The sequence below is a fragment of the Stenotrophomonas sp. CFBP 13718 genome (assembly GCF_014842145.1).
GTDB lineage: Bacteria > Pseudomonadota > Gammaproteobacteria > Xanthomonadales > Xanthomonadaceae > Stenotrophomonas.
In genome coordinates, this window is record NZ_JACYVC010000007.1 from 14,744 (window position 1) to 37,297 (window position 22,554).

Annotated in this window: 22 protein-coding genes and 1 tRNA gene; 9 read left to right on the top strand and 14 right to left on the bottom strand. The window is 65.9% G+C overall.

The features are described from left to right. Nucleotides 1–14: 14 nt before the first annotated feature. Nucleotides 15–4,103, bottom strand: coding sequence for an ATP-dependent RNA helicase HrpA (gene hrpA / locus IFT58_RS12160; RefSeq protein WP_192095213.1), 4,089 nt, complete (start codon nucleotides 4,101–4,103; stop codon nucleotides 15–17). Nucleotides 4,104–4,192: 89 nt separating this feature from the next. Here hrpA and IFT58_RS12165 point away from each other — a divergent pair, with 89 nt between their 5' ends. The 6 genes from IFT58_RS12165 to IFT58_RS12190 all read left to right on the top strand — a co-directional run bounded on the left by IFT58_RS12165 (nucleotide 4,193) and on the right by IFT58_RS12190 (nucleotide 11,049). Beyond that, complete coding sequence (locus IFT58_RS12165) at nucleotides 4,193–4,756, top strand: Dps family protein (RefSeq protein ID WP_223202890.1); 564 nt, start codon at nucleotides 4,193–4,195, stop codon at nucleotides 4,754–4,756. Nucleotides 4,757–5,349: 593 nt separating this feature from the next. Continuing rightward, nucleotides 5,350–7,158, top strand: a complete 1,809-nt coding sequence (recQ, locus tag IFT58_RS12170) for a DNA helicase RecQ (RefSeq protein ID WP_192095215.1) — start codon at nucleotides 5,350–5,352, stop codon at nucleotides 7,156–7,158. Nucleotides 7,159–7,271: 113 nt separating this feature from the next. Then, entirely contained in the window at nucleotides 7,272–7,643 is a 372-nt protein-coding gene (locus IFT58_RS12175) for a CopL family metal-binding regulatory protein (protein ID WP_192095216.1), read from the top strand. A gap of 89 nt (nucleotides 7,644–7,732) precedes the next feature. Further along, nucleotides 7,733–9,511, top strand: a complete 1,779-nt coding sequence (locus IFT58_RS12180) for a copper resistance system multicopper oxidase (protein ID WP_249405692.1) — start codon at nucleotides 7,733–7,735, stop codon at nucleotides 9,509–9,511. 62 nt (nucleotides 9,512–9,573) lie between these two features. Further along, on the top strand, nucleotides 9,574–10,461 hold the full coding sequence (locus IFT58_RS12185) for a copper resistance protein B (RefSeq protein WP_249405698.1): 888 nt from the start codon (nucleotides 9,574–9,576) through the stop codon (nucleotides 10,459–10,461). A 72-nt stretch (nucleotides 10,462–10,533) separates the two neighbouring features. Then, nucleotides 10,534–11,049 carry a GNAT family N-acetyltransferase gene (locus IFT58_RS12190; RefSeq protein WP_192095220.1) on the top strand — a complete coding sequence of 172 codons (516 nt, stop codon included), beginning with the start codon at nucleotides 10,534–10,536 and terminating at the stop codon, nucleotides 11,047–11,049. A gap of 22 nt (nucleotides 11,050–11,071) precedes the next feature. On the opposite strand, the gene IFT58_RS12195 is transcribed toward IFT58_RS12190, so the two are convergent. Then, complete coding sequence (locus IFT58_RS12195) at nucleotides 11,072–11,398, bottom strand: zf-TFIIB domain-containing protein (protein ID WP_192095222.1); 327 nt, start codon at nucleotides 11,396–11,398, stop codon at nucleotides 11,072–11,074. A gap of 372 nt (nucleotides 11,399–11,770) precedes the next feature. Here IFT58_RS12195 and IFT58_RS12200 point away from each other — a divergent pair, with 372 nt between their 5' ends. After that, nucleotides 11,771–12,190, top strand: coding sequence for a response regulator (locus IFT58_RS12200; RefSeq protein WP_188324722.1), 420 nt, complete (start codon nucleotides 11,771–11,773; stop codon nucleotides 12,188–12,190). Nucleotides 12,191–12,257: 67 nt separating this feature from the next. After that, the gene (gene yghX, locus IFT58_RS12205; RefSeq protein ID WP_192095224.1) at nucleotides 12,258–13,145 is read left to right on the top strand and encodes a YghX family hydrolase; all 888 of its coding nucleotides are present in this window, start codon (nucleotides 12,258–12,260) and stop codon (nucleotides 13,143–13,145) included. A 45-nt stretch (nucleotides 13,146–13,190) separates the two neighbouring features. On the opposite strand, the gene IFT58_RS12210 is transcribed toward yghX, so the two are convergent. Further along, the gene (locus IFT58_RS12210) at nucleotides 13,191–13,490 is read right to left on the bottom strand and encodes a hypothetical protein (protein WP_223202892.1); all 300 of its coding nucleotides are present in this window, start codon (nucleotides 13,488–13,490) and stop codon (nucleotides 13,191–13,193) included. Between the two features lie 290 nt (nucleotides 13,491–13,780). On the opposite strand from IFT58_RS12210, the gene IFT58_RS12215 reads away from it, so the two are divergent. Beyond that, nucleotides 13,781–14,017 (top strand): hypothetical protein, encoded by a 237-nt coding sequence (locus IFT58_RS12215; RefSeq protein ID WP_192095226.1) that lies wholly within the window; start codon nucleotides 13,781–13,783, stop codon nucleotides 14,015–14,017. Between the two features lie 46 nt (nucleotides 14,018–14,063). Here IFT58_RS12215 and IFT58_RS12220 read toward each other — a convergent pair. The 11 genes from IFT58_RS12220 to ruvB form a co-directional block, all read right to left on the bottom strand. Further along, a tRNA-Lys gene (locus tag IFT58_RS12220) sits at nucleotides 14,064–14,139 on the bottom strand. Between the two features lie 114 nt (nucleotides 14,140–14,253). Beyond that, entirely contained in the window at nucleotides 14,254–14,919 is a 666-nt protein-coding gene (queC, locus tag IFT58_RS12225; RefSeq protein ID WP_192081024.1) for a 7-cyano-7-deazaguanine synthase QueC, read from the bottom strand. 74 nt (nucleotides 14,920–14,993) lie between these two features. Next, nucleotides 14,994–15,692 carry a 7-carboxy-7-deazaguanine synthase QueE gene (queE, locus tag IFT58_RS12230; RefSeq protein WP_188324726.1) on the bottom strand — a complete coding sequence of 233 codons (699 nt, stop codon included), beginning with the start codon at nucleotides 15,690–15,692 and terminating at the stop codon, nucleotides 14,994–14,996. 76 nt (nucleotides 15,693–15,768) lie between these two features. Further along, nucleotides 15,769–16,587 carry a tol-pal system protein YbgF gene (gene ybgF / locus IFT58_RS12235; protein WP_188324727.1) on the bottom strand — a complete coding sequence of 273 codons (819 nt, stop codon included), beginning with the start codon at nucleotides 16,585–16,587 and terminating at the stop codon, nucleotides 15,769–15,771. A gap of 3 nt (nucleotides 16,588–16,590) precedes the next feature. Further along, the gene (pal, locus tag IFT58_RS12240; protein ID WP_188324728.1) at nucleotides 16,591–17,106 is read right to left on the bottom strand and encodes a peptidoglycan-associated lipoprotein Pal; all 516 of its coding nucleotides are present in this window, start codon (nucleotides 17,104–17,106) and stop codon (nucleotides 16,591–16,593) included. Between the two features lie 64 nt (nucleotides 17,107–17,170). Beyond that, nucleotides 17,171–18,490, bottom strand: coding sequence for a Tol-Pal system beta propeller repeat protein TolB (gene tolB / locus IFT58_RS12245; protein WP_188324729.1), 1,320 nt, complete (start codon nucleotides 18,488–18,490; stop codon nucleotides 17,171–17,173). Between the two features lie 177 nt (nucleotides 18,491–18,667). Further along, the gene (tolA, locus tag IFT58_RS12250) at nucleotides 18,668–19,732 is read right to left on the bottom strand and encodes a cell envelope integrity protein TolA (RefSeq protein WP_192095227.1); all 1,065 of its coding nucleotides are present in this window, start codon (nucleotides 19,730–19,732) and stop codon (nucleotides 18,668–18,670) included. Beyond that, nucleotides 19,722–20,147 (bottom strand): protein TolR, encoded by a 426-nt coding sequence (gene tolR / locus IFT58_RS12255; protein ID WP_188324731.1) that lies wholly within the window; start codon nucleotides 20,145–20,147, stop codon nucleotides 19,722–19,724. The genes tolA and tolR overlap by 11 nt, the downstream gene beginning before the upstream one ends. A gap of 19 nt (nucleotides 20,148–20,166) precedes the next feature. Further along, on the bottom strand, nucleotides 20,167–20,943 hold the full coding sequence (gene tolQ, locus IFT58_RS12260) for a protein TolQ (protein ID WP_192095229.1): 777 nt from the start codon (nucleotides 20,941–20,943) through the stop codon (nucleotides 20,167–20,169). Further along, a complete protein-coding gene (gene ybgC, locus IFT58_RS12265; RefSeq protein ID WP_192095231.1) occupies nucleotides 20,940–21,398 on the bottom strand; it encodes a tol-pal system-associated acyl-CoA thioesterase in 459 nt (152 codons plus the stop codon). Before ybgC ends, tolQ begins: the two co-directional genes overlap by 4 nt. Next, nucleotides 21,391–22,431 (bottom strand): Holliday junction branch migration DNA helicase RuvB, encoded by a 1,041-nt coding sequence (ruvB, locus tag IFT58_RS12270; protein ID WP_188324734.1) that lies wholly within the window; start codon nucleotides 22,429–22,431, stop codon nucleotides 21,391–21,393. Before ruvB ends, ybgC begins: the two co-directional genes overlap by 8 nt. Nucleotides 22,432–22,554: the final 123 nt, after the last annotated feature.

Sequence of the window (22,554 nt, forward strand, 5' to 3'; positions counted from 1 at the left end):
TGCCACAAAGGGTCTCAGCCCAGCTTCTGCAGTTCGGCCGCGCGCTGCGCCACCTTCTTCGCCGAAATACCGCCGCGCCCGATCAGCTCTTGGGCGAACAGGGAAACGCGCAGTTCTTCGATGTCCCAACGCAGTGCCTGCCACTGCGGGCGGTCCTGCAGCCGCTTTCCGCGACCCCGCTCCAGGGCATCCAGGAACGGATGCAGCTCCAGCATGCGGGCCTGGTCGCGCGGTGGATCACGCTTGGCCCGCTCGGTGCGCAGCAGCATCGCCTTCAGGTAACGCGGATACTGCGCGAGCGCGTCGGCCGGCGTTTCACGCAGGAAGCCAGCATGCACCAGCCCTGCGAGCTGCCGCTCCATGTCATCGAGGTTGCCGCGCGCCCACCCCATCAACGGTGCTTCCAGCGCCGGCTTCAGTTCCGCCACCAGCCCAAGGATGGATTCCGCCAGCTTCAGGCGCTCCATCGCTTCGCCGAACAGCGTCTTGATGGCACTGTCCCGTCGCTGCGCGAACGCCTGGGGATCGCGGATGTCGGCCAGGCCATCGGCCAGCACCGCGTTCATCGCTGCATCGACAATGTCACCCCGCAGCCGCTCCTGTGATTCGATGGCGGCATACAGCAGGCCGGTCTTGGGGGAGACGGGAAGCTGCTTGCGGGCCTGCTTGGTTTTTTCGCCCAAGGCGATCTCCAGCAGGCGCCGCACGCCCTTTGGATGCGCGTCGGCTGCCTGCTGCCGGTCGGCGAAGATGCGCAGCGCGGCGCTGTCCCCCTCGTCCACCAGCGCAGGGTAAGCCGGCACGCCCGCCTCGCCGGGAACCTGCAGGGGAATCGGCGTGGTGGGGAACTCGCGCAGCCCCTCCTCCGCCATGTCACGGCCCGCACGCGCCGCGAACGCCTGCCCGGCCTTGTCGCCAAAGCGGGCGCGCAGACCATCCAGATCGCGCGAGGTGGCCAACACCTTGCCGTGCTCGTCGCGCAGCCGCAGGTTCATGTGCAGGTGCGTGTCCACTGCGTCGAGGTCGAAATCGACGAGCGCCACGGACGCACCGGTTGCACGCGACAGGAAGCGCGCCAGCTCACCGCGGATGTCATCGGCGCTGGGCTGCGGGAATGCTTCGGCGAACGCACGTGCGAAATCAGGTGCGGGCACGTAATTGCGCCGCATCGCCTTGGGCAGGCTGCGGATCAACCCGGTGGCCTTGTCGGCCACGAAACCGGGCGCCAGCCAGCCCAGTTGCACCGGGTCCAACGCATTGAGCAGGTGCAACGGTACGTCCAGCGTCACGCCATCGTCGTCCGCTCCCGGCTCGAACCGGTAGTGCAGCGGCAGCCGTGCATCGCCCAGCGACAAGTACTTCGGGAATCGGTCCTCCTCGCTGCCCTCGCCCGGCAGCAGGTCGATCAGTGACCAGCTCACGCCATGGCGCTGCGCAGGCGACAGACTCTTCCACCATGCATCCAGCCCCGCGGCGGAATGTATTTCCGACGGAATGCGATCCAGGTACCAGCGCGCCTGCCAGCCTTCGTCGGCGACGATCCCGGCACGCCGCAGCTTGGCCTCCTCTTCGCGCGCCTGCTCCAGCACTTTCTGGTTGTCGGCGATGACGCTGGCGCGGGTGTTGATTTCGCCGGTCACCAAGGCCTGACGGACAAAGATGTCGTGCGCTTCGGACGGCTCGATGCGCCCGTAATGCACCGGCTTCTTCGGGGCCAGCACCAACCCGAACAGGCTGATCTGCTCCGACGCCAGCACCTGACCCTGCGCGCGCGACCAATGCGGATCGAAGTGTCGACGCAGCAGAAGATGGGGCAGCTCGGCGATCACCCAGTCCGGCTCGATCGACGCGTTGGTCAGGCCCCATATTTTCTGGGTGTCCAGCAAGGTGGCGGCGAGCAGCCACGGCGGCGGCCGCTTGGCCAGCGTGGATCCCGGGAACGGCTGGAAGCGCCGCTGCCGTGGGGCCTGGAAGTCGCCTTTCTCCGTGCGGTGGCCGATCTGCGTCGGCAGGCCGGCGATCAGCGCGCGATGCAGGGTCTGGTAGGCAGCGGCACGTGCACGCTCGCTGAAGCCGCCGCCCTCTGGCGCCTGGTCTTTGCGGGCACTTGCCGCCACCGGCGCAGGCGCCTGCTCGGCAGGCTTGCCCTCGCGTGCCAGCCGCGCGGCGCGGTGCAACTGGCCGCGCGTCGCCTTGATCGCCGTGGCGTCGTCGGTGCTCGCGGGGGGCGCCTTGCTGCCGGCCAGCAACGGCGCCATCGAGGCCTCGTTGCCTTCCTCCGCCCACCCCAGCTCTTCGCACAGCAGGCGCAGCTGTCGATGCAGCTCCCGCCACTCGCGCATGCGCAGGAAGCCGAGGAAGTTGCGCCCACACCAGTCGCGCAGCTTGGACTGGGTCATGTCTTCGTGTGCTTGCCGGTAGGCATCCCACAATCGCAGGACACCCACGAACTCAGAACGTCCATCGGCAAACTGCGCATGCGCCGTATCGGCCGCACCGCGCGCCTCGGGCGGACGCTCCCGCGGATCCTGGATCCCGAGGAAGGATGCGATCACCAGCATCGGCTTCAGGCAACCGGCGGCCTGCGCTGCGACCAGCATGCGGGCCAGCTTGACGTCCACCGGCAGCCGCGCCATCTGCCGTCCCACTGCCGTCAGGCGCCGCTCGGTATCGACCGCGCCGAGCTCGGCAAGCTGCTGCCACCCATCGGCCACGGCGCGTTCGTCCGGCGCCTCCAGGAACGGGAAGTCCTCGATGCGACCCAAGCCCAGCTGCAGCATGCGCAGGATCACCCCGGACAGGCTGGAGCGGCGGATTTCCGGATCGGTGAACTCCGGCCGGGCCAGGAAATCGGGCTCGGCATACAGGCGGTAACAGATGCCCTCGGACACGCGCCCGCAGCGCCCTTTACGCTGGTTGGCGCTGGCCTGCGAAATCGGTTCGATGTGCAGGCGATCAAGTTTCTGCCGCGGGCTGTAGCGCTTGACCCGGGCGAACCCCGGATCCACGACGTAGCGGATACGTGGCACGGTCAATGAGGTTTCGGCCACGTTGGTCGCCAGCACGATGCGACGGTTCGGACCCGGATTGAATACCCGGTCCTGGTCCTGGTTGGACAGCCGCGCATACAGCGGCAGCACCTCGGTCTGGCGGTACTTGCGACGCTCCAGCGACTGGTGGGCGTCGCGGATCTCGCGCTCGCCTGGCAGGAAGATCAGCACATCGCCCCGCGCGTCCAGCCGGGTGATCTCGTCGATGGCACCGACGATCGCATCGTTGACCGTGCGCTCGCCCTGCGCTTCCCCCTCGCCTTCCAGCGGCCGGTAACGCACGTCCACGGGGAAGGTACGGCCTTCGACGCTGATCACCGGCGCATTGTCGAAGTGCTCGGCGAAGCGACCCGTATCGATGGTGGCCGAGGTCACGATCAGCTTGAGGTCCGGACGCTTCTTCAGCAGCTGCTTCAGATAGCCCAGCAGGAAATCGATGTTGAGGCTGCGCTCGTGCGCCTCATCCACGATGATCGTGTCGTAGCGCGACAACCACCGGTCACTGGCGATTTCCGCCAGCAGGATGCCGTCGGTCATGAACTTGATACGGCTCTCTTCGCTGACCTTGTCGTTGAAGCGCACCTGATAGCCGACCAGCTGGCCCAGCTCGCTCTTCAGCTCTTGGGCGACGCGGGTGGCCACCGCCCGTGCGGCGATCCGCCGCGGCTGGGTGCAGCCGATCATGCCGGCCTCTCCGCGGCCCGCGGCCAGGCACAGCTTGGGCAGCTGGGTCGTCTTGCCCGAACCGGTCTCACCGGCGATCACGACAACCTGGTGGTCGCGGATCAGCGCCGTGATCGCCTCGGCTTCACGCGCGATAGGCAGTTGCGGGTCCAGAGTGATGGCCGGTTTCTGCCGGGCACGCGCCTGCCGGCGCTGCAACGAGGCCTGCAGCGCCTGTTCGAAGGCCGACTTCAGGCCAGCGTCGCCCGGCTTCGCCTGCCAACGGGACAACAGCGCGAGCAATCGCGAGCGGTCCCGGGTCATGGCGCCGTCGAGGGCGGCCCGCTGATCGCGCAGGCTGGACGCCTGGTTTTTTTCAATAGACTTCATCAATCGATTCGTTTGATTTTTTGAAAGCGACCAGTCATTAGTTCTGGTCTATCGTAGAGATCATCTCACCCACAAGGAGAAACGTCCCCATGGCAAAGACCAAGAGTGTCACCAAGGCCCCGGCGGCCAAGGAAAAAACCGGCAAGCAGAAGCTGGCCGATGCCGCCCCGTCGGCACCTGGCATTGATATCGGGATCAAGGAAGCAGAGCGCAAGAAGATCGCCGATGGCCTCTCGCGCTATCAGGCGGATGCGTTCACCTTGTACCTGAAGACCCACAACTTCCATTGGAACGTGACCGGGTCGATGTTCAACTCGCTGCACACCATGTTCGAAACGCAGTACACCGAACAGTGGGCCGCACTGGACGAAGTCGCCGAGCGCATCCGCGCCCTGGGCTTCAATGCTCCCGGTTCGTACCGCGAGTTCGCCGCGCTGACTTCGATCCCGGAAGAAGCGGGCCTGACCAACAGCGCCGACTGGCGTGAGATGGTACGCCAGTTGGTGGTCGCCAACGAGGCGGTCTGCCGCACCGCCCGCCAGGTACTGGACGTCGCGGACGACGCCGACGACGCCCCCACCGAAGACCTGATGACCCAGCGCCTGCAGACCCACGAGAAGTACGCCTGGATGCTGCGTTCGCTGCTGCAGTAATCCCTTCGCGGCTTCGCCCCTACGGGATTTCCATGATTCCGCGAGCGGAATCATGGGCCCTGCAACACTCGCCGGCCTATCCCCGCGCCTGTCGGCGCGCCCCCTTAGCAGGAGCCGAACGGCTGCGCCGCCCGGCTCCTGCCCGCGCATTCCTCCTATCCCCCCGCCTTCGGCGCGCCCCCTTAACAAAGGGGGCTTGCACCCGGCTGGATGGCGAGGATTGCCGTGGTAGCGCCGAGCCGTGCTCGGCGGAATGTTCACGCCAACGGCCCGCTGCGCTCGCCGACCATGGGTCGGCGCTACCGATGACCGCATGCCGACGGTTCCATGGCCGCCATGGACCTGTCGAAGGCGGGGCGGGGTGGGTTGGCGGGGGTGTTGAGCGCCATGGATGGCGCGAAACAAGGCCCGCATGGATGCAGTTTTTGCCGTCCCCCGCCAACCCACCCCGCCTCGCCAACCCAAGGCCCTGCAGCCGTTGCCGTTGCTTTTGCCGTTGCCGTTGCTTTTGCCTTTGCCGTTGCCTTTGCCATTGCCGTTGACGTTGCCGTTGCCGGTAAACCTGCAGTCGCCCGACGGGGTAAACTATCGGGATGCCTTCCAGTCCCGCGCACGAGCTGCTCCGCCGCGTCTTTGGTTACGACGACTTCCGCGGCCCGCAACGGGACATCGTCGAGCACGTCGCTGCCGGCCATGACGCCCTTGTCCTGATGCCCACTGGCGGTGGCAAGTCACTCTGCTACCAGGTGCCCGCGCTGCTGCGCGACGGCTGCGGGATCATCATCTCGCCGCTTATCGCCTTGATGCAGGACCAGGTCGAAGCCCTGCGCCAGCTTGGCGTGCGCGCTGAATTCCTCAATTCCACCCTGGATGGCGAAACCGCCGCCCGGGTGGAGCGCGACCTGCTGGCCGGCGACCTCGACATGCTCTATGTCGCCCCCGAACGGCTGCTGACCGGACGCTTCCTGTCCCTGCTCTCGCGCAGCCGCATCGCCTTGTTCGCCATCGATGAAGCCCACTGCGTATCGCAGTGGGGCCACGACTTCCGCCCCGAATACCGCCAGCTCACCGTGCTACACGAACGCTGGCCGGAGATTCCGCGGCTGGCCCTGACCGCTACCGCCGATCCGCCCACCCAACGTGAGATCGCCGAGCGCCTGGACCTGTCCCAGGCACGCCACTTCGTCAGCTCCTTCGACCGGCCGAACATCCGTTACACCGTCGTGCAGAAGGACAACGCGCGGCAGCAGTTGACCGCTTTCCTGGCCAGCCACCGCAACGAGGCCGGCATCGTCTACTGCATGTCCCGGCGCAAGGTCGAAGAAACCGCCGAGTTCCTGTCCAGCCAAGGCTTCACCTCGCTGCCCTACCACGCCGGTCTGCCCGCAGAGGTGCGCGCCAACAACCAGCGCCGCTTCCTGCGCGAAGACGGCATCGTGATGTGCGCGACCATCGCCTTCGGCATGGGGATCGACAAACCCGACGTGCGCTTCGTCGCCCATACCGACCTGCCCAAGTCGATGGAAGGGTATTACCAGGAAACCGGGCGCGCCGGCCGCGACGGGGAGCCGGCCGAGGCCTGGCTCTGCTACGGACTGGGCGACGTGGTGCTGCTGAAGCAGATGATCGAGCAGTCCGAAGCAGGCGAGGAGCGCAAGCAGCTTGAACGTTCCAAGCTGGACCACCTGCTGGGCTACTGCGAATCCATGCAATGCCGCCGCCAGGTGCTGCTTGCCGGGTTTGGCGAGACCTATCCGCAACCCTGCGGCAACTGCGACAACTGCCTGACCCCGCCTGCCGCATGGGACGCCACCGTCCCCGCGCAGAAGGCGCTCAGCTGTGTGTATCGCAGCGGCCAACGCTACGGCGTGGGCCATCTGATCGACATCCTGCGTGGCAGCGAGAATGAAAAAGTCCGCCAGAGCGGGCATGAAAAGCTTAGTACCTACGGCATCGGCAAGGACCTGGACAGCCGCACGTGGCGCAGCGTGTTCCGGCAGTTGGTGGCGACGAGCCTGCTCGAGGTGGATACCGCCGGCCACGGCGGCCTGCGCCTCACCGATGCCAGCCGGGACGTACTCAAAGGCCAGCGGCAGATCAGCATGCGGCGTGACAGCGCGCCCAGCAGCAGCCGCGAACGCAGCACCCCGCGCAGCGGCAGCGGTCTGTCAGTGCTGCCGCAGGACCTGCTGCTGTTCAACGCACTGCGCACGCTGCGCGCCGAGCTGGCCCGCGAGCAGAACGTGCCGGCGTTTGTCATCTTCCACGACAGCACGCTGCGCAACATCGCCGAACAACGGCCGACCTCGTTGGACGAGCTGGCCCGCGTGGGCGGCATCGGCGGTACCAAGCTCGCACGCTATGGCCCCAAGCTGATCGACGTGGTGCGCGAAGAAGGGTGATCCCCAGCAGCACTGACAACGCGCGTCCCTCACCGCCCTGGTGCGGGTCCAGCGTTGAACCGACCGTTCAGACCGCGGCTGCAGCCGCCGCCGGTTCCCGCTAAAGTACGCCCATGTCCGTTGCCTCCACCCTGCTGCGCGTAGTGTTGATGCTCAGCCTGCTGTTCAACGGGCTGAACGTCGCCATGGCCAGTGCCCAAGCCATGCCCGCGACGGCTGAAACCGCAGCCAAGACGGCGCCGCCGTGCCACACGCACGCCGACATGGCCGCAGAGCCGCTCGCCAGCCAGTTGCAGGCGCCCATCGACGACAGTCACTGCAAGCTGAAGGACTGCCTGCGTGCATGCGCACAGCAGCCTGCGCTGGCGGCTACGGGCGCCCTGCTGTTGCCTGTGGCGCCTGCCGATGCAGGCCCGTTCCCGCAACACGCCACGGATATTCCAACGCCCTCGCTGCAGCGCATCCAACGTCCTCCCATCGGTTGAGTCCAACGCGCACGCCCCGAGCGTGATTCGACGCTGGCCCGCTGCCCTTACGGCACGGCCGGTGACCTCCTGCGTCTGGAGTTTCCAACATGAGTGTTTCTTCTTCTTACAGCGGGCGCCTGCCCGCGATGCCGTCGCGCCGCCTGTTCGTGCAGGGGCTGGCGGCTGGTGGCGTGGTCGCCGGCATCGCCGCGGCGGGTATCACGCCGCGTGCCTTCGCGGCGGCGGGGCCGGGTCTGGCGGGTGCGCCACGGGTGCTCAGCCACTCCCGCATCGACTTGGCCATCGGCGAATCAGCCGCGAACTTCACCGGCCGGACCCGCCCGGCGATCACGGTCAACGGCAGCCTGCCGGCCCCGGTCCTGCGTTGGCGCGAAGGCCAGACCGTCGACATCCACGTGCGCAACACGCTGGCCCACCATCCCACCTCGATCCACTGGCACGGCATCCTGCTGCCCGCCAACATGGACGGCGTGCCGGGCCTGAGTTTCAACGGCATCGCGCCCGGCGAGGCCTACCACTACCGCTTCACCCTGAACCAGTCGGGCACCTACTGGTATCACAGCCATTCGATGTTCCAGGAGCAGGCCGGGCTGTACGGTGCGCTGATCATCGATCCCGCTGCGCCGCCGCCCTACGCGTTCGATCGCGAGCATGTCGTCCTGCTCTCCGACTGGACCGACCTGGATCCCGGTGCACTGTTCCGGCGCATGAAGAAGCTGGCCGAGCATGACAACTACTACAAGCGGACGCTGCCCGACTTCGTGCGCGATGTCCGCCGCGACGGCTGGAGCGCGGCGTTGTCCGACCGTGGCATGTGGGGACGCATGCGCATGACCCCCACCGACATCTCCGATGTCAACGCGCACACGTATACCTACCTGATGAATGGCACAGCGCCGGCCGGCAACTGGACCGGGCTGTTCCGCAGTGGCGAGAAAGTACTGCTGCGCTTCATCAACGGCGCGGCCATGACGTACTTCGATGTGCGCATCCCCGGTCTGAAGATGACGGTCGTCGCGGCCGACGGCCAGTACATCCATCCCGTCAGCATCGACGAATTCCGCATAGCGCCTGCAGAGACGTTCGACGTCCTGGTAGAGCCCAGCGGCCAGGATGCCTACACGATCTTCTGCCAGGACATGGGCCGCACCGGCTTCGCCGCCGGTACGCTGGCCGTGCGCCATGGCCTGCAGGCGCCAGTGCCGGAACGCGATCAGCGCCCGCTGTTGACCATGGCAGACATGGGCCACGGCATGGGTCATGGTGCGGCCGCCGGGATGGACCACGACATGGCCGGCATGGACCACGGCGCGCACGCGTCGCACGGCACGACGGCGGTCGCCGTGACACACCCGGCCAGCGAACGCGGCAATCCACTGGTGGACATGCAAAGCAGCGCGACCGACCCGAAGCTCGACGATCCGGGGATCGGCCTGCGCGACAATGGCCGCGAGGTACTGACCTACGGCGCGATGCGCAGCCTGTTCGATGACCCCGATGGTCGCGAGCCGGGCCGCGAGGTCGAGCTGCATCTCACCGGCAACATGGAGAAGTTCGCCTGGTCGTTCGACGGCATCCCCTTCGCCGGTGCCGAGCCCCTGCGGCTCAACTATGGCGAGCGCATGCGCATCGTGCTGGTCAACGACACCATGATGCAGCATCCCATCCACCTGCACGGCGTGTGGAGTGACGTGGAGGACGCGCAGGGTAACTTCCACCTGCGCAAGCACACCGTCGACATGCCACCGGGCACCCGCCGCAGCTACCGCGTGCGGGCCGATGCACTGGGCCGCTGGGCCTTCCATTGCCATCTGCTGTACCACATGGAAGCCGGCATGATGCGCGAAGTGAGGATCGAAGAATGAGCCTGCATACGGCCCTCCAGCGCAGCGCGCTGACGCTCGTCGCCTTGGCCCCGTTTGCCGCCATGGCGCAATCGCACCCGCATGACCACCCTGCCGCGCCACCTGCCGCTGCGATGGACCACTCCACGATGGACCACTCCTCGATGGATCATTCCTCGATGGACCATTCGGACACAGCGCATGAGCAGGGGGATGACTCGACAGGGGCCGCGCACAGGCAGGCCGCGCCCGCGCAACCGCGCGTTCCCATCCCCGCCGTGACCGATGCGGATCGGGTGGCCGCGTTTCCACCCATCCGCCACGATGCCATGCAGCATGCACCTTCCGTCCACAGCCTGCTGCGCGTGGATCGCCTGGAGCACGGGGAAGGTCGCCACGGCAGCAGCCAAGCGTGGGAGGCCAGTGGCTGGATCGGTGGTGACATCAACCGCCTGTGGCTTCGCAGCGAAGGCGAGCGCAGCGGCGGGCGCACCGGCACGGCGGATGTAGAGCTGCTGTACGGCCGCAGCATTTCACCGTGGTGGGACGTGGTGGCCGGCATGAAGCAGGACGTCGGTACCGGACCGTCACGCAGCTGGGCGGCGCTGGGTATCCAGGGCCTGGCACCGTACAAGTTCGAAACGGCGGCAACGCTGTATCTCGGATCGGGTGGACAGGTGATGGCGAAGGCCGAAGTGGAGTACGAAGTGCTTCTGACCAACCGCCTCGTCCTGCAGCCCATGCTCGAGGCCACCCTGGCTGCGCGCGATGAGCCAGAGCGAGGCATCGGGCGAGGGGTGAACAAAGCGGAAGCAGGACTGCGCCTGCGTTACGAGTTCAGCCGACGCTTCGCCCCTTACATCGGCATCACCCATGAGCGTCGATTCGGCGACAGTGCCGATCATGCCGATGCCACGGGCGACCACGCGCGTGACACACGCTGGGTTGCCGGCATCAGGATGTGGTTCTGATCCATGCCGCCCCGGTGCGCGCCACGCACCGGGGCAGTAAACTGCGGCCCCGCTGACTGCTGCCCTGCCCCCATGCCCGTCACCCTGCGCCGCGCCGGCGTCGATGATGCCGACGCGCTGTCGACCATCGCCATCGCGACCTACACCGAAACCTTCGGCGACTCGTATCCTGCGCAGGACCTGCAGGACTTCCTGCAGGCGCATTACAGTCCAATGCCGCAACGCGCTGAACTGGCCGATCCCAGCAGCGCCGCGTGGCTGCTGGAGGAGGATGGCATCGCAGTGGGTTATCTGGCGGCTGGCCCCAACAGCCTGCCGCATACGCTGGCACGGCCGGGCGACATCGAACTGAAACGCCTGTACGTTCAGGCCAGCCACCAGAACGGCGGCCACGGCGCGCGCCTGATGGACGCGTTCCTTGTGTGGCTTGATCAGCCGCGACGGCGCACGCTGTGGGTGGGCGTGTGGTCGGAGAATCACGGTGCGCAGCGCTTCTACGCACGTCATGGCTGCAGCAAAGTCGGCGAGTACGATTTCATCGTGGGCGCGTCGCGCGACCTGGAATTCATCCTGCGCCGCCCCGCTTAGGGGCGGCGTGCCTGCTGCTCGATCAGAAGTCGAACAGTTCGGACAGGAACCCTTCCTTCTTTTTCTTCTTGTAGCCGTGCTGGCCCTGCGGGTTGTAAGGGTTCTGGCCAAGATGACGCGTATCGCGGTGCTGCACGGCTACCGGCGGCGGCGGCTGGCTGTAAGCGGGCGCTGCCGCTTGGACCGGTGCGGGCGGCGGGACGGCCGGCGCCGATGCCGAACGCTCGATGATCTTGTCCAGTTCGCCACGGTCCAGCCACACGCCACGGCATTGCGGGCAGTAATCGATCTCGATGCCCTGGCGTTCGGACATGGTAAGCGCCTGGGTCTTGCATACGGGGCACAGCATTGCTGGCGCTCCTGCCGGGAAGGGAACACGCACTCTACCCGGCGCGTGATGACTGGATGGCAACAGGCATGACGATCGACACATCGACCTCCGGCGCAGGTCCTGCTGCGGCGGCAACACGAAAGTGGGCCCTTGCCGCCCGAATGGATGCTGCACTGCAACGCTGGCCCCGTCCTGCCTGCCCTGCCGCGCCGGCCGTCGTGGCACGTTGTCGCTTGATGCCCTGCGATGCGTGATCCCCACCCCGCTGTAACACCCGCGTTTCGATTCCTGCACGCAGAACTCACCGGGGCGGACCGCATAATCTGCCCGCCGCCGGGGACCGTGAGCCCTGGACGGAGCTGTTCCACCCGCTGTACGGAGTCATGCGTCATGTTGTTGTCCAAGCAGAATGTCCAGCCGCGCGTGCTGTTGATCGAAGATTCCGAGGAAACCCTCGAACTCAGCCGCCTTACCCTTGAAAGTCAGGCCTGCGAAGTGGTCGGTGTCAGTTCGGCAGAAGCCGCGCTGGGCCTGCTCAATGCCGGCGAACGCTTCGACCTGTTGTTCACCGACGTCTGCCTGGGCGGCATCAGCGGCATTGAAACCGCGAACCGGGTGCGTGACGCGTTCCCGCGCCTGCCCATTCTGGTCACCTCCGGCATGTGCCAGCACGAGGTGCTGCCGTTGCTGCACCAAGGCATCCACTTCCTGCCCAAGCCGTACAACATGAGCGAGCTGCTGGACGCCATCCGGGTGTGCTTCCGCCACACCCATGAAGGCATGGCCCACGACACCCCGCAGGCCGCCTGAGGCCGTCAGACCATGCCCCAGCGGTGGTAGATTCAGCATTCCCTGCCTGCCAACGGATGCGCCGCGCATGACCCGACTGACTGCCAAGGATTTCCATCCCGATCTGTTGGAGCTCTACGACGGCTACGTGCACGGTCGGCTGAGCCGACGTGATTTCCTGGATCGTGCGGCAGCGTTCGCCGTGGTCGGCGTCACGGCCACCACTCTGCTGGCATCCCTCAGCCCGGATTACGCGCTTGCCCAGCAGGTGCAGTTCACTGATCCGGACATCGTGGCCGAGTACATCCAGTACCCCTCACCGAACGGCCATGGCCAGGTGCGTGGCTATCTGGTGAAACCCGCCAAAGCAGCCGGCAAGCTGCCCAGCATTGTGGTCGTGCACGAGAACCGTGGCCTCAATCCTTATATCGAAGACGTTGCACGCCGCGTGGCGAAGGCCGGCTTCATTGCCCTGGCACCGGATGGCCTGAGTTCGGTGGGCGGCTACCCCGGCAACGACGTGCGCGGACGCGAACTGCAGGCCCAGGTGGATCCGCAGAAGCTGATGAACGACTTCTTCGCCGCCATTGAATACCTGCGCAGTTCAGCGCTGGGCACCGGCAAGGTCGGCATTACCGGCTTCTGCTACGGCGGCGGGGTGTCCAACGCGGCCGCCGTGGCCTATCCGGAACTGGACGCGGCAGTGCCGTTCTACGGTCGTCAGGCCAGGCCGGAGGATGTCACGAAGATCAACGCCCCCCTGCTGCTGCACTTCGCCGAAAAAGACGACAACGTCAATGCGACATGGCCAGCCTACGAGGCGGCACTGAAGGCGGCGGGCAAAACGTACGAGGCCTACGTATACCCCCGCACGAACCATGGCTTCCACAATGATTCCACGCCACGCTATGACGAGGCCGCCGCCACGCTGGCGTGGGACAGGACGCTCGCCTGGTTCCGTCGCTATCTCGCGTAAGCAGCGCAGTGCGCCGGGCCTGGCCCGGCATCACGCGGTGAGGGTCTACAGGCGGATGCCCGGGCGAGCGCCGAGCGTACCCATGGTGAAGGTGTAGCCTTCGTCCATGAGGAACTGGCGCATGCGCATCTCGGCCACCTGTGGCGCATTGAGGCTGCTCGGCCCATAGAGCGCGTAGACGATGGTGCCACTTTCGATATCTTCACGGCGGACCGAGATCCCCGGTACAGCGGCAGCGGCCGCCCAACCTGCGCGCAGCTTCGCGGGTGCGATCGACTGCCCATTGCGCAACCTGAAACTCAACCACCGTATTTCAGCCATGTCCTGTCGTTCATGCTTCGCCATCTGTGTGCTGTCCTCCCGAACCAGTCTTGACCATACTCGCCTGCAATGTCAGCTCTGAATGAGACGCCGCACCTGCCATGAAGCCCTCTTTGTTGCAGTAGCGAGTACTGCGAATCCTCAGCGTGGTGCGCGGTTTCCGGTAGCGCGCCCAACCCGACTCCTGCCAACGTGTGTTCTCTTCCAACGAGAGAAGCAACGTGGAGGCCACACCCGGTGCGCATCACCCCGATAGCGGACCCGCGATGCGACGGCCTTCTATCGTGCTGCAGCTTCCGAGCGGAAAGCCGGTGATGGAACTGCACGACCCGGTGGTGGTGCTGATGGTGCAGAACCGTGAGCTGCCGCCGAACCGCCGGGACGAACGTGTGGAGGTCGTGCAGCGAACGCGACGGATGGCAGCGCGGACGCTGGGCGCAGCGACGCTGGTCTACGCGCTGTGGTCGGTCATCAACTATCTGGCGCCGCGCGGCAGGCCCGATTCGTCGGGGATGCCTGAGCAGTCGGGCTTCGATTTCGATCACCTGTAGGCAACAAAAAAGCGCCACTTGGGCGCTTTGATGGTGAAGCCTGCAATGGTGGGCCGTGATGGATTCGAACCATCGACCAAAAGATTAAAAGTCTTCTGCTCTACCAACTGAGCTAACGGCCCATTGCTGCCCCCGCTTCGCAGCGGAGGGCGTGCATTCTACCCTGATTTAGGCGGCCGGGTGAAGGGGGTAAACGCGTAAAGCCCGACCCCCGCCACTCACCCTGTGCTGCAGCGTCAGGCGTAGTGCGTCGGGTCGACCACACCGGCATCGGTGAAGCCCTGCGCGCGCAGGCGGCAGGCATCGCAGTGACCGCACGCCGCGCCGCTGGCATCTGCGTTGTAGCACGACACCGTCAGCCCGAAGTCCACGCCCAGGCGCACGCCTTCGCTGACGATCTGCGCCTTGCTCATGAACTGCAGCGGCGCATGCACGGTGATCCCTGCGCCTTCCACGCCGGCCTTGGTGGCCAGGTTGGCCAGCGCCTGGAATGCGGCGATGAACTCGGGGCGGCAATCGGGGTAGCCCGAGTAATCGACCGCGTTGACGCCGCAGAAAATGTCATTGGCGCCGAGCACTTCCGCCCAGCCCAGCGCGAGGGACAGCATGATGGTGTTGCGTGCCGGCACGTAGGTGACCGGGATGCCCTCGCCGCCCGCTTCGGGCACGTCGATGTCGGCGGTCAGCGCCGAACCGCCGATGCTGCGCAGGTCGACATCCACGGTCTTGTGCACGATGACGCCCTGGGCCGCAGCCACGCGCACGGCGGCATCCAGCTCGGAGGTGTGGCGTTGGCCATAGCGCACGCTGAGGGCGTGCACGGCGAAGCCCTGCTCCTGGGCGAGCGCGATGACGGCGGCTGAGTCCATGCCGCCGGAGAGAAGCACTACTGCCTTCTTCATGGGTGAATCATCCGGTTGGGGGAAAGAGCCAGCACGCTGTCCCGCGCCGGGGTGTTGCAGGGCGACGTGGCCGGTTACCTGCCCGGCTCGTCATTCCACAGAATCTTGTGCAGCTGCATCTGGAAGCGCACCGGCAGGCGGTCAGCCACGATCCAGTCGGCCAGGTCACGTGCGGTGATCTCTCCTTTGCTGGGCGAGAACAGCACCATGGTGCGTTCGGCCAGCTGATGCTCCACGACCATGGCCTTCGCCCAGTCGTAGTCCTCGCGGCTGCAGATGACAAACTTCACCTGGTCACGGGCCGTCAGCAGCGGCAGGTTTTCCAGCTTGTTGCGGGCCATCTCGGCCGAACCGGGCGTCTTCAGGTCGACCACGCGCGACACCCGCGGATCCACCTCGGACACATCCAGCGCGCCCGATGTTTCCAGTGACACGTCCATGCCGGCGTCGCACAGCTTCTGCAGCAGGATCAGGCAGCGCTTCTGCGCCAGCGGCTCGCCGCCGGTCACGCAGACATGCCGCACGCCCTGCGCGAGCACCTCGGCGACGATGTCGTCGATATCCCACCAGGTGCCACCGTGGAAGGCGTACGCGGTATCGCAGTACTGGCAGCGCAGCGGGCAGCCGGTCAGCCGCACGAACACGGTCGGCCAGCCAGCGGTATCCGCTTCGCCCTGCAACGAAGTGAATATCTCGGTGATCTTCAGTCGCGACAGGGGCGATTGAACGATGTCACTGGGGGTGGCGACGGCGTTGGCGGGCGTAATGAGCATTCGGATTTCTTGGTGTTCTTAAACGAGAGCAGCCGGGCATGGCCCGGCTCTACTGGTGAAGCATCCTGCGGCACGATCAGCGGATCTGCTGGCCCAGCCGGATGGATTGCAGGCGATCCTGCGCGGTGCGCGCGGCGTCCGAGCCCGGGTACTGCGATACGACACCTTCCAGGGTCTGCTCGGCCTGTTCCACCTGGCCTGCGCCAAACTGGGAAAGACCAACTTTCAGCAAGCCACCGGATGCCTTGTCGTGCGTGGGATAACGCGAGATCAGTTCACGGAACCGGCTCTCGGCCATCGGGTAGTTACGTGTGGCGTAATAGCTTTCGCCCAACCAGTACAGCGCGTTGGGGGCATATACCCCGTTGGGATACAGCTCCAGGAAGCTGAGGAACAGCTGCGCGGAGTCGTCATACTTGCCCGCCTTCAGTGCGTCGAAGGCCACGTTGTACGTCGTGCGCTCATCACCGCTGACGGCCAGGCTGCCGGCATCACCGTGTACCGAAGGCGGCCGCTCGGAAGTGGCCGCTGCGGGTGGCTGTACAGCCGGAACCGGCGGAAGCGGTGCATTGCTGCCGGGTGCCGTGGGGACGACCGGCGCTGCACCACCTTCGAGGCGGTTCAGGCGTTCGTCCAGATCCAGGAAAGCGTCCTGGTTACCCTGCTTGAGCTGTGCGCTGTCGTGCTGCAGCTGTTCGATCGTACCCTGCATCTGCCGGACCTGCTGGCGGAGCTCGGTGATCTGGTTCAACAGGTCCTGGTTGGCACTGTTGTTGTACAGCTGCTGCTCGATGGTGCCAACGCGGTCGGCGAGGCTCTGCCGCTGCGCGTACGCCGGAGCGGCAGCCATGAAGGCTGCCGCCACGACCAGCATCAGATTGATGCCGATGCGCATGTATTACTGCGCGGTGTAGACGATTTCGACGCGACGGTTCTGCGAATAGCAGGACTCGGCCGAATCGGTGCAGACCGGACGCTCTTCACCGTAGGACACCACGGTCAGCTGCGAAGCCGAACCGCCGTTGGCAGCCAGAGCCGAGTTCACGCCGTTACCACGACGCTCGCCCAGTGCCTGGTTGTAAGCGCGCGAACCGCGCTCATCGGTGTGGCCCTGCAGGGTGATGCGCGAGGACGGGCGGTCACGCAGGTACTTCGCATGGCACGCCATGATGGCCTGGAACTCCGGCTTGACCGAATCCTGGTCCAGGTCGAAGTAGACAACGCGCTGGCGCAGGCAAGCGTCGGTGTCCAGGTCGCCCGGGCCGTACAGGCCGGAGGTCGACGGACCCGACGGCTGCGTGGTGGTCGCCGGTGCGGTCGTTTCGGCCGGGACTTCCTTCACTTTCTTCGAGCAACCGGCCAGGACGGCCACGGACAACAGGGAAACAAGCAGAACGTTGGTGGTCTTGTTCATGGCGATACCTTTGAGGCTCCTAAGCCGGTGAATGGGGTAAATCTAGGAAAATATTAACACTCTTTTAGCGCTTGGTACGGTAAGGCGACCATGCCGGCTCACGAACATCACCATCGGCGAGCACCAGGCGCTGGCGGACGCGCGCATCGGCTGACACCGCATACAGCACACCGCGACCACCCTCGCGTGCGGCATACAGCACCATGCTGGCATTCGGCGCGAAGCTGGGCGACTCATCGAGCGAGCCGGTGGAGAGCGTGCTCCAGCGCGGCGAGCCCAGCGAGCTGTCCATCATCGCGACCTTGTAGCTGTTCCCCGAGCCCTGCGCCACGGCGATCTTCTTGCCATCGTAGGAGACCGACGGCTTGGCGTTGTAGTTGCCCTGGAAAGTCACGCGCTCTGCGCTGCCACCACTGGCGGAGACCTTATAGACCTGCGGACGACCACCGCGATCGGAGGTGAAGTACACCGCGCTGCCATCCGGCGACCAGGTCGGCTCGGTATCGATGGCCAGGTGGTTGGTCAGCTGGGTCAACTGCTTGCTGCCCAGGTCCATCGCGTAGACCTCCGGGTTGCCCGAGCGCGAAAGCGTCAGGGCCAGCTTGCGGCCATCCGGCGAGAACGCGGGGGCGCTGTTGATGCCGCGGAAGCTGGTGACCAGCTCACGCGCGCCGGTGGCGATGTTCTGGATGTAGATCGCCGAATTGCCACGCTCGAAGCTCACGTAGGCCAGCTTGCCGCCATCCGGGCTCCACGACGGCGAGAGCAGCGGCTCGGCAGAGCGCACGATCGTCTGCGGGTTGTAGCCATCCGAGTCGGCCACCATCAGCGCATAGCGCATGGCATCGCCGCGACCGCTGGCGGTGACATAGGCGATGCGGGTCCAGAAGGCACCGCGTACACCGGTGATCTTCTCGTAGATGGCATCGGCCATCTGATGAGCCACATCGCGCATCGCGTTGCCGCGGGCGGTCATTGCCAAGCCGAGCAGACGCTCACCCTTCGGCACGTCATACAGTTCGTATTCGACGCGGTAGGCGCCGGCACCGGCATCCTGCACGCGGCCGACCACGATGTAGTTCTGCTTCAGCGCGCGCCACGTCGGGAACTGGATGTCCGCGCCGCGGGTGGGCTTCTCGACGATCTGGGCTTCGGGCAGGGTGCGGAACTGGCCGGACCGGTCCAGGTCGGCACGGATGACGGACGCTACATCCGTCTGCGGCGCAGCGGCCGACCCCTCGTAGGGCATCGGCACCACGGTGACCGGCGTGGCAGAGGCACTACCGCCCACGATATCGATCTCAAGGCCCTTCTGCTGCGCAAGCGCGGCGAAGGGAAGCAACAAAGCCGCGAACGCGACGAACCAGCGGGGCATCTTTTTCATGGAATGCTCAGTCGAAGAACCACAGCGAGGGATAGCAGGATGGAGGTGAATGGTTTCGCAATCATGAACCAGACCCATGTGAAAGCAAGGTCGCTGCTCACCGGCAATGACGGCCGCTGGCCGTCAACAGGCTGGGCCGCAGCCTGTGACGGCCAGCGACCGTCACTACCGGGGCACTCAATCCGGGCGGAAGTTGAGGATCAGCTCGCGGTTGAACACCTGCTCGAAGCCGGCATAGGGCAGCGGCTGCGCGTTGAGTACCGCCGCCTCGATCGAGCGCTTGCCGGCCTCATCGTACGGACAGTTCGCGCCGACCTTGGCCGACAGCACCCGGCCGCCACGCAGCTGGGTGATGACGATCTGGCAACGCTGGCCGCTGGCGATGTTCTCCGGACGGATCCAGGCATCCTGCACCTTGGCCTGGATCGCCGCGGCGTACTTGGCGGTCAGATCGTCACTGGTTCCGCCCGCGCCACCTGCCGGCTGCGCAGTGGAATTGGCGCTGGCGCTCGAGCTGGCCGCCGCTGCATTCCTCGCGGCAGCGACCTGGCGCAGCCGCTGCTCAGCCAGCTTCGCTTCCTTCTCGGCCTGCTCGCGGCGTGAACGCAGGTCGGCGATCTTCTTCTGCTTCTCCGCCTCTGCCTTGGTCTCGTTGGCTTTGCGCTCATCCTCGGCAATCTTCTTCTGCCGGTCAGCTTCCTGCTGCTTGGCCAGTCGGGCGCGCTGCTCGGCCTCTTCCTGGCGCTTGCGCTCGGTCAGATCGATCTGCTCCTGACGACGCTTGGCCTCCTGCTCCTGCTTGGCCTTTTCCTGCGAAATGGCCAACGCGCTGACCGCATCCTGGTCGACCTTGTCCGGCTGCGCGACGCGCTCCTGCGCTTGGGCCTGCTGCTGCGTCGGCGCGTCCATCGGGCGCGGTTCGGGCAACGGCTGCGGCGGCGGTACGGTGTCTTCCGGCACCGGCTCGGGCTCGGCGATGGGTTCGGGAATCGGCTCCGGCAGCGTCTCCAGCCGTTCGGACTGGCGCAGCGCCTGACGCGCCTCGGACATTTCAGCGGCCGATGCCATCTCGGCCTGCACGCCGGGATCGCCGGCTGCCGCATCGGTGGAGCGCTCGGGCGACCACAGCCAGGCCACGATGAAGATCAGTGCGAGCAGCAGATGGATGAGCAGGGCCAAGCCAACCGGCCAACCCCAGTCGCTCTCTTCCTTGCGCGGCGGTGGCAGGGCGTCACTGTGCATCGCTGGCCAGGCTGAGCTTTTCTACTTTCGCGCGCTTCAACGCGTCCATGGCATCCATCACCTTCTGGTAGGCGACGGCACGGTCCGCTGCCAGGATGACGCGTACGTCCTTGTCCTGCGCCACGATGCCGCCCAGCCGCGCCTGCAGCTCCTCGGCGCCCATGGCCTTGGGCTCCTTGTCATCAGGCAGCTTCAGGCTGAGCTGGCCATCCTGGCGGACGGCCACGATGATCGGATTCTGCTTGCTGTCCAGTGCCTTGGCATTGGAACGCGGCAGGTCGACGTCGTAGCTCAGCGTCAGCAGCGGCGCGGTGACCATGAAGATGATCAACAACACCAGCATGACGTCGATGTACGGCACGACGTTGATTTCAGATTTGAGCTTGCGACGCTTGCGGCGACCGATAGCACTCATGGCGGGCTCCTCGGTGGGTTCAGTCGTCTACGCCGGTCTGGCGCTGCAGGATGGAGCTGAACTCATCGGCGAACGTTTCAAACCGGACCGCCATGCGCTCGACGCGGGTGGTGAAGCGGTTGTAGGCCCAGACGGCTGGAATGGCCACGAACAGACCGATGGCCGTGGCGAACAGGGCTTCGGAGATGCCCGGTGCGACGGATGCGATGCCGGCCTGCTCGCCGCTGTTGACCATGTCGTGCATGGTGACCATGATGCCGAACACGGTCCCGACCAGGCCCACGTAGGGGGCGGTGGAGCCGATGTTGGCGAGCAGCTCCAGATTACGTTCCAGCCGGTCCACTTCGCGGGTGTAGGTGGTGCGCATGGCGCGCTGTGCGCCTTCCAGCAACGCACGCCCGTCCAGTCCGCGACGGTCACGCAGACGGTTGTACTCGCGGAAACCTGCCTCGAAGATCGCCTCCAGGCCCGCCACGCTGCGGTTGCGGTCGGTGGCCGAGGAATACAGCTTGCCCAGGTCGGCGCCCGACCAGAACCGGTTCTCGAACTCGTCGGCCTCGCGGGTCGCCTGCGAGAACACACGGGCCTTGCGGAAGATGATGACCCAGCTGATGAAGGAGCCGGCCAGCAGCAGCAGCACGATGAGAATCACCGGGATGCTGGCTTTGGTCATCAGCTCCCAGTAATTGATGCCGCTGCGCGAGGCCTGTGCGGCGGTTTCGGCGGCGGCGCTGGTGACGTCCTCCGGCAGCGCCTCGACCACCGTGGCCTGCAGGCCCAGAAGCATTGCGATCATCGTTGTTCCTCAGTCTGCAAATCAGGATTGTTCGGAGTATCAGGGTGTTGATGTGGTTTCAGCGCCAACAGCAGCGCGTCGTCCATGCCGCGCGGGCGGAAGGTCTGCGCATCCAGTGCGGCAATCCTCACCTTCGCGTCCAGCAGCAACTGACCGTCGCGCAGCACCTGCTGGGCGAAGACCAGGCTGGCACGCTTGCACTGCACCAGCGTCGCGGTGACCGCCAGTGCATCGTCCAGCCTTGCCGGCTTGATGAAATCCATCTCCATGGAGCGGACCGCAAACACCATGCCGTGCTCGCTGCGCATGCGCTCCTGGCCGAAGCCCAGCGCCCGCATCCATTCCGTACGCGCCCGTTCCATGAAGGCCACGTACCGCGCGTGGTAGACCACGCCACCTGCGTCGGTATCTTCCCAGTAAATGCGTGTCGGCCAACTGAACCGCGCCTCACTCATTGTCGGATGGCTCGCTGAAAAGATCCACGGGGGCGACCTTCGGCTTGAGCCCAAGGTGGCGATACGCGCGGTGCGTGGCCATCCGGCCACGGGCGGTCCGCACCAGGAAGCCCTGCTGGATCAGATACGGTTCCACCACATCCTCCAATGTCCCCCGCTCTTCGGACAGCGCCGCCGCCATCGACTCCACGCCGACCGGGCCGCCTTCGAAGTAGTCCACCAGGGTGCGCAGGAAACGGCGATCCAGCTCGTCAAAGCCTTCCGGATCGACTTTCAGCATCACCATCGCGGCCTTGGCCACATCCTCATCGATGTGCCCGTTGGCTTTGACCTGAGCGTAGTCGCGCACGCGGCGCAGCAACCGGTTGGCGATACGCGGGGTACCCCGCGACCGCCGTGCGATCTCCCCTGCCCCGTCTGCCGTGCAGTCGATGCCGAGGATCTTTGCCGAGCGGCGCACGATGCGCGTCAGTTCTTCGGCGGTATAGAACTCCAGACGCTGGATGATGCCGAAGCGATCACGCAGCGGGGCGGTGAGCAGACCGGCGCGGGTGGTGGCGCCGATCAGCGTAAACGGGGGCAGGTCGAGCTTGATCGAGCGGGCCGCCGGGCCTTCGCCGATCATGATGTCGATCTGGAAATCTTCCATCGCCGGATACAGCACTTCCTCGATGACCGGCGACAGGCGATGGATCTCATCGATGAACAGCACATCGTGCGGCTGCAGGTTGGTCAGCAGCGCGGCCAGGTCACCGGCCTTTTCGATCACCGGCCCGGACGTCACGCGCAGGGCAACGCCCAGTTCGTTGGCGATGACATGGCTGAGCGTGGTCTTGCCCAGCCCGGGCGGGCCGAAGATCAACACGTGGTCCAGCGCGTCACCGCGCGCCTTGGCGGCCTGGATGTAGATGTCCATCTGCTCGCGCACCGGCACCTGGCCGAGGTAGTCGGCCATGCGTTTGGGGCGGATGCTGGCGTCGACGGCGTCATCCTCGCGGGTGGCGTCGGCGCCGATGATGCGGTGCTCGGTCATCCGGTGATTATGCGGCAAATCGATCGCGTCCCGTGCGATTGGCGGCCGTCGAACGGGTGAGACCCCCTCGCGGCTGGCTGCTTTCAAGCTGCAGCTGGGATCCGGGCGGTGGGGCTGGTCGGG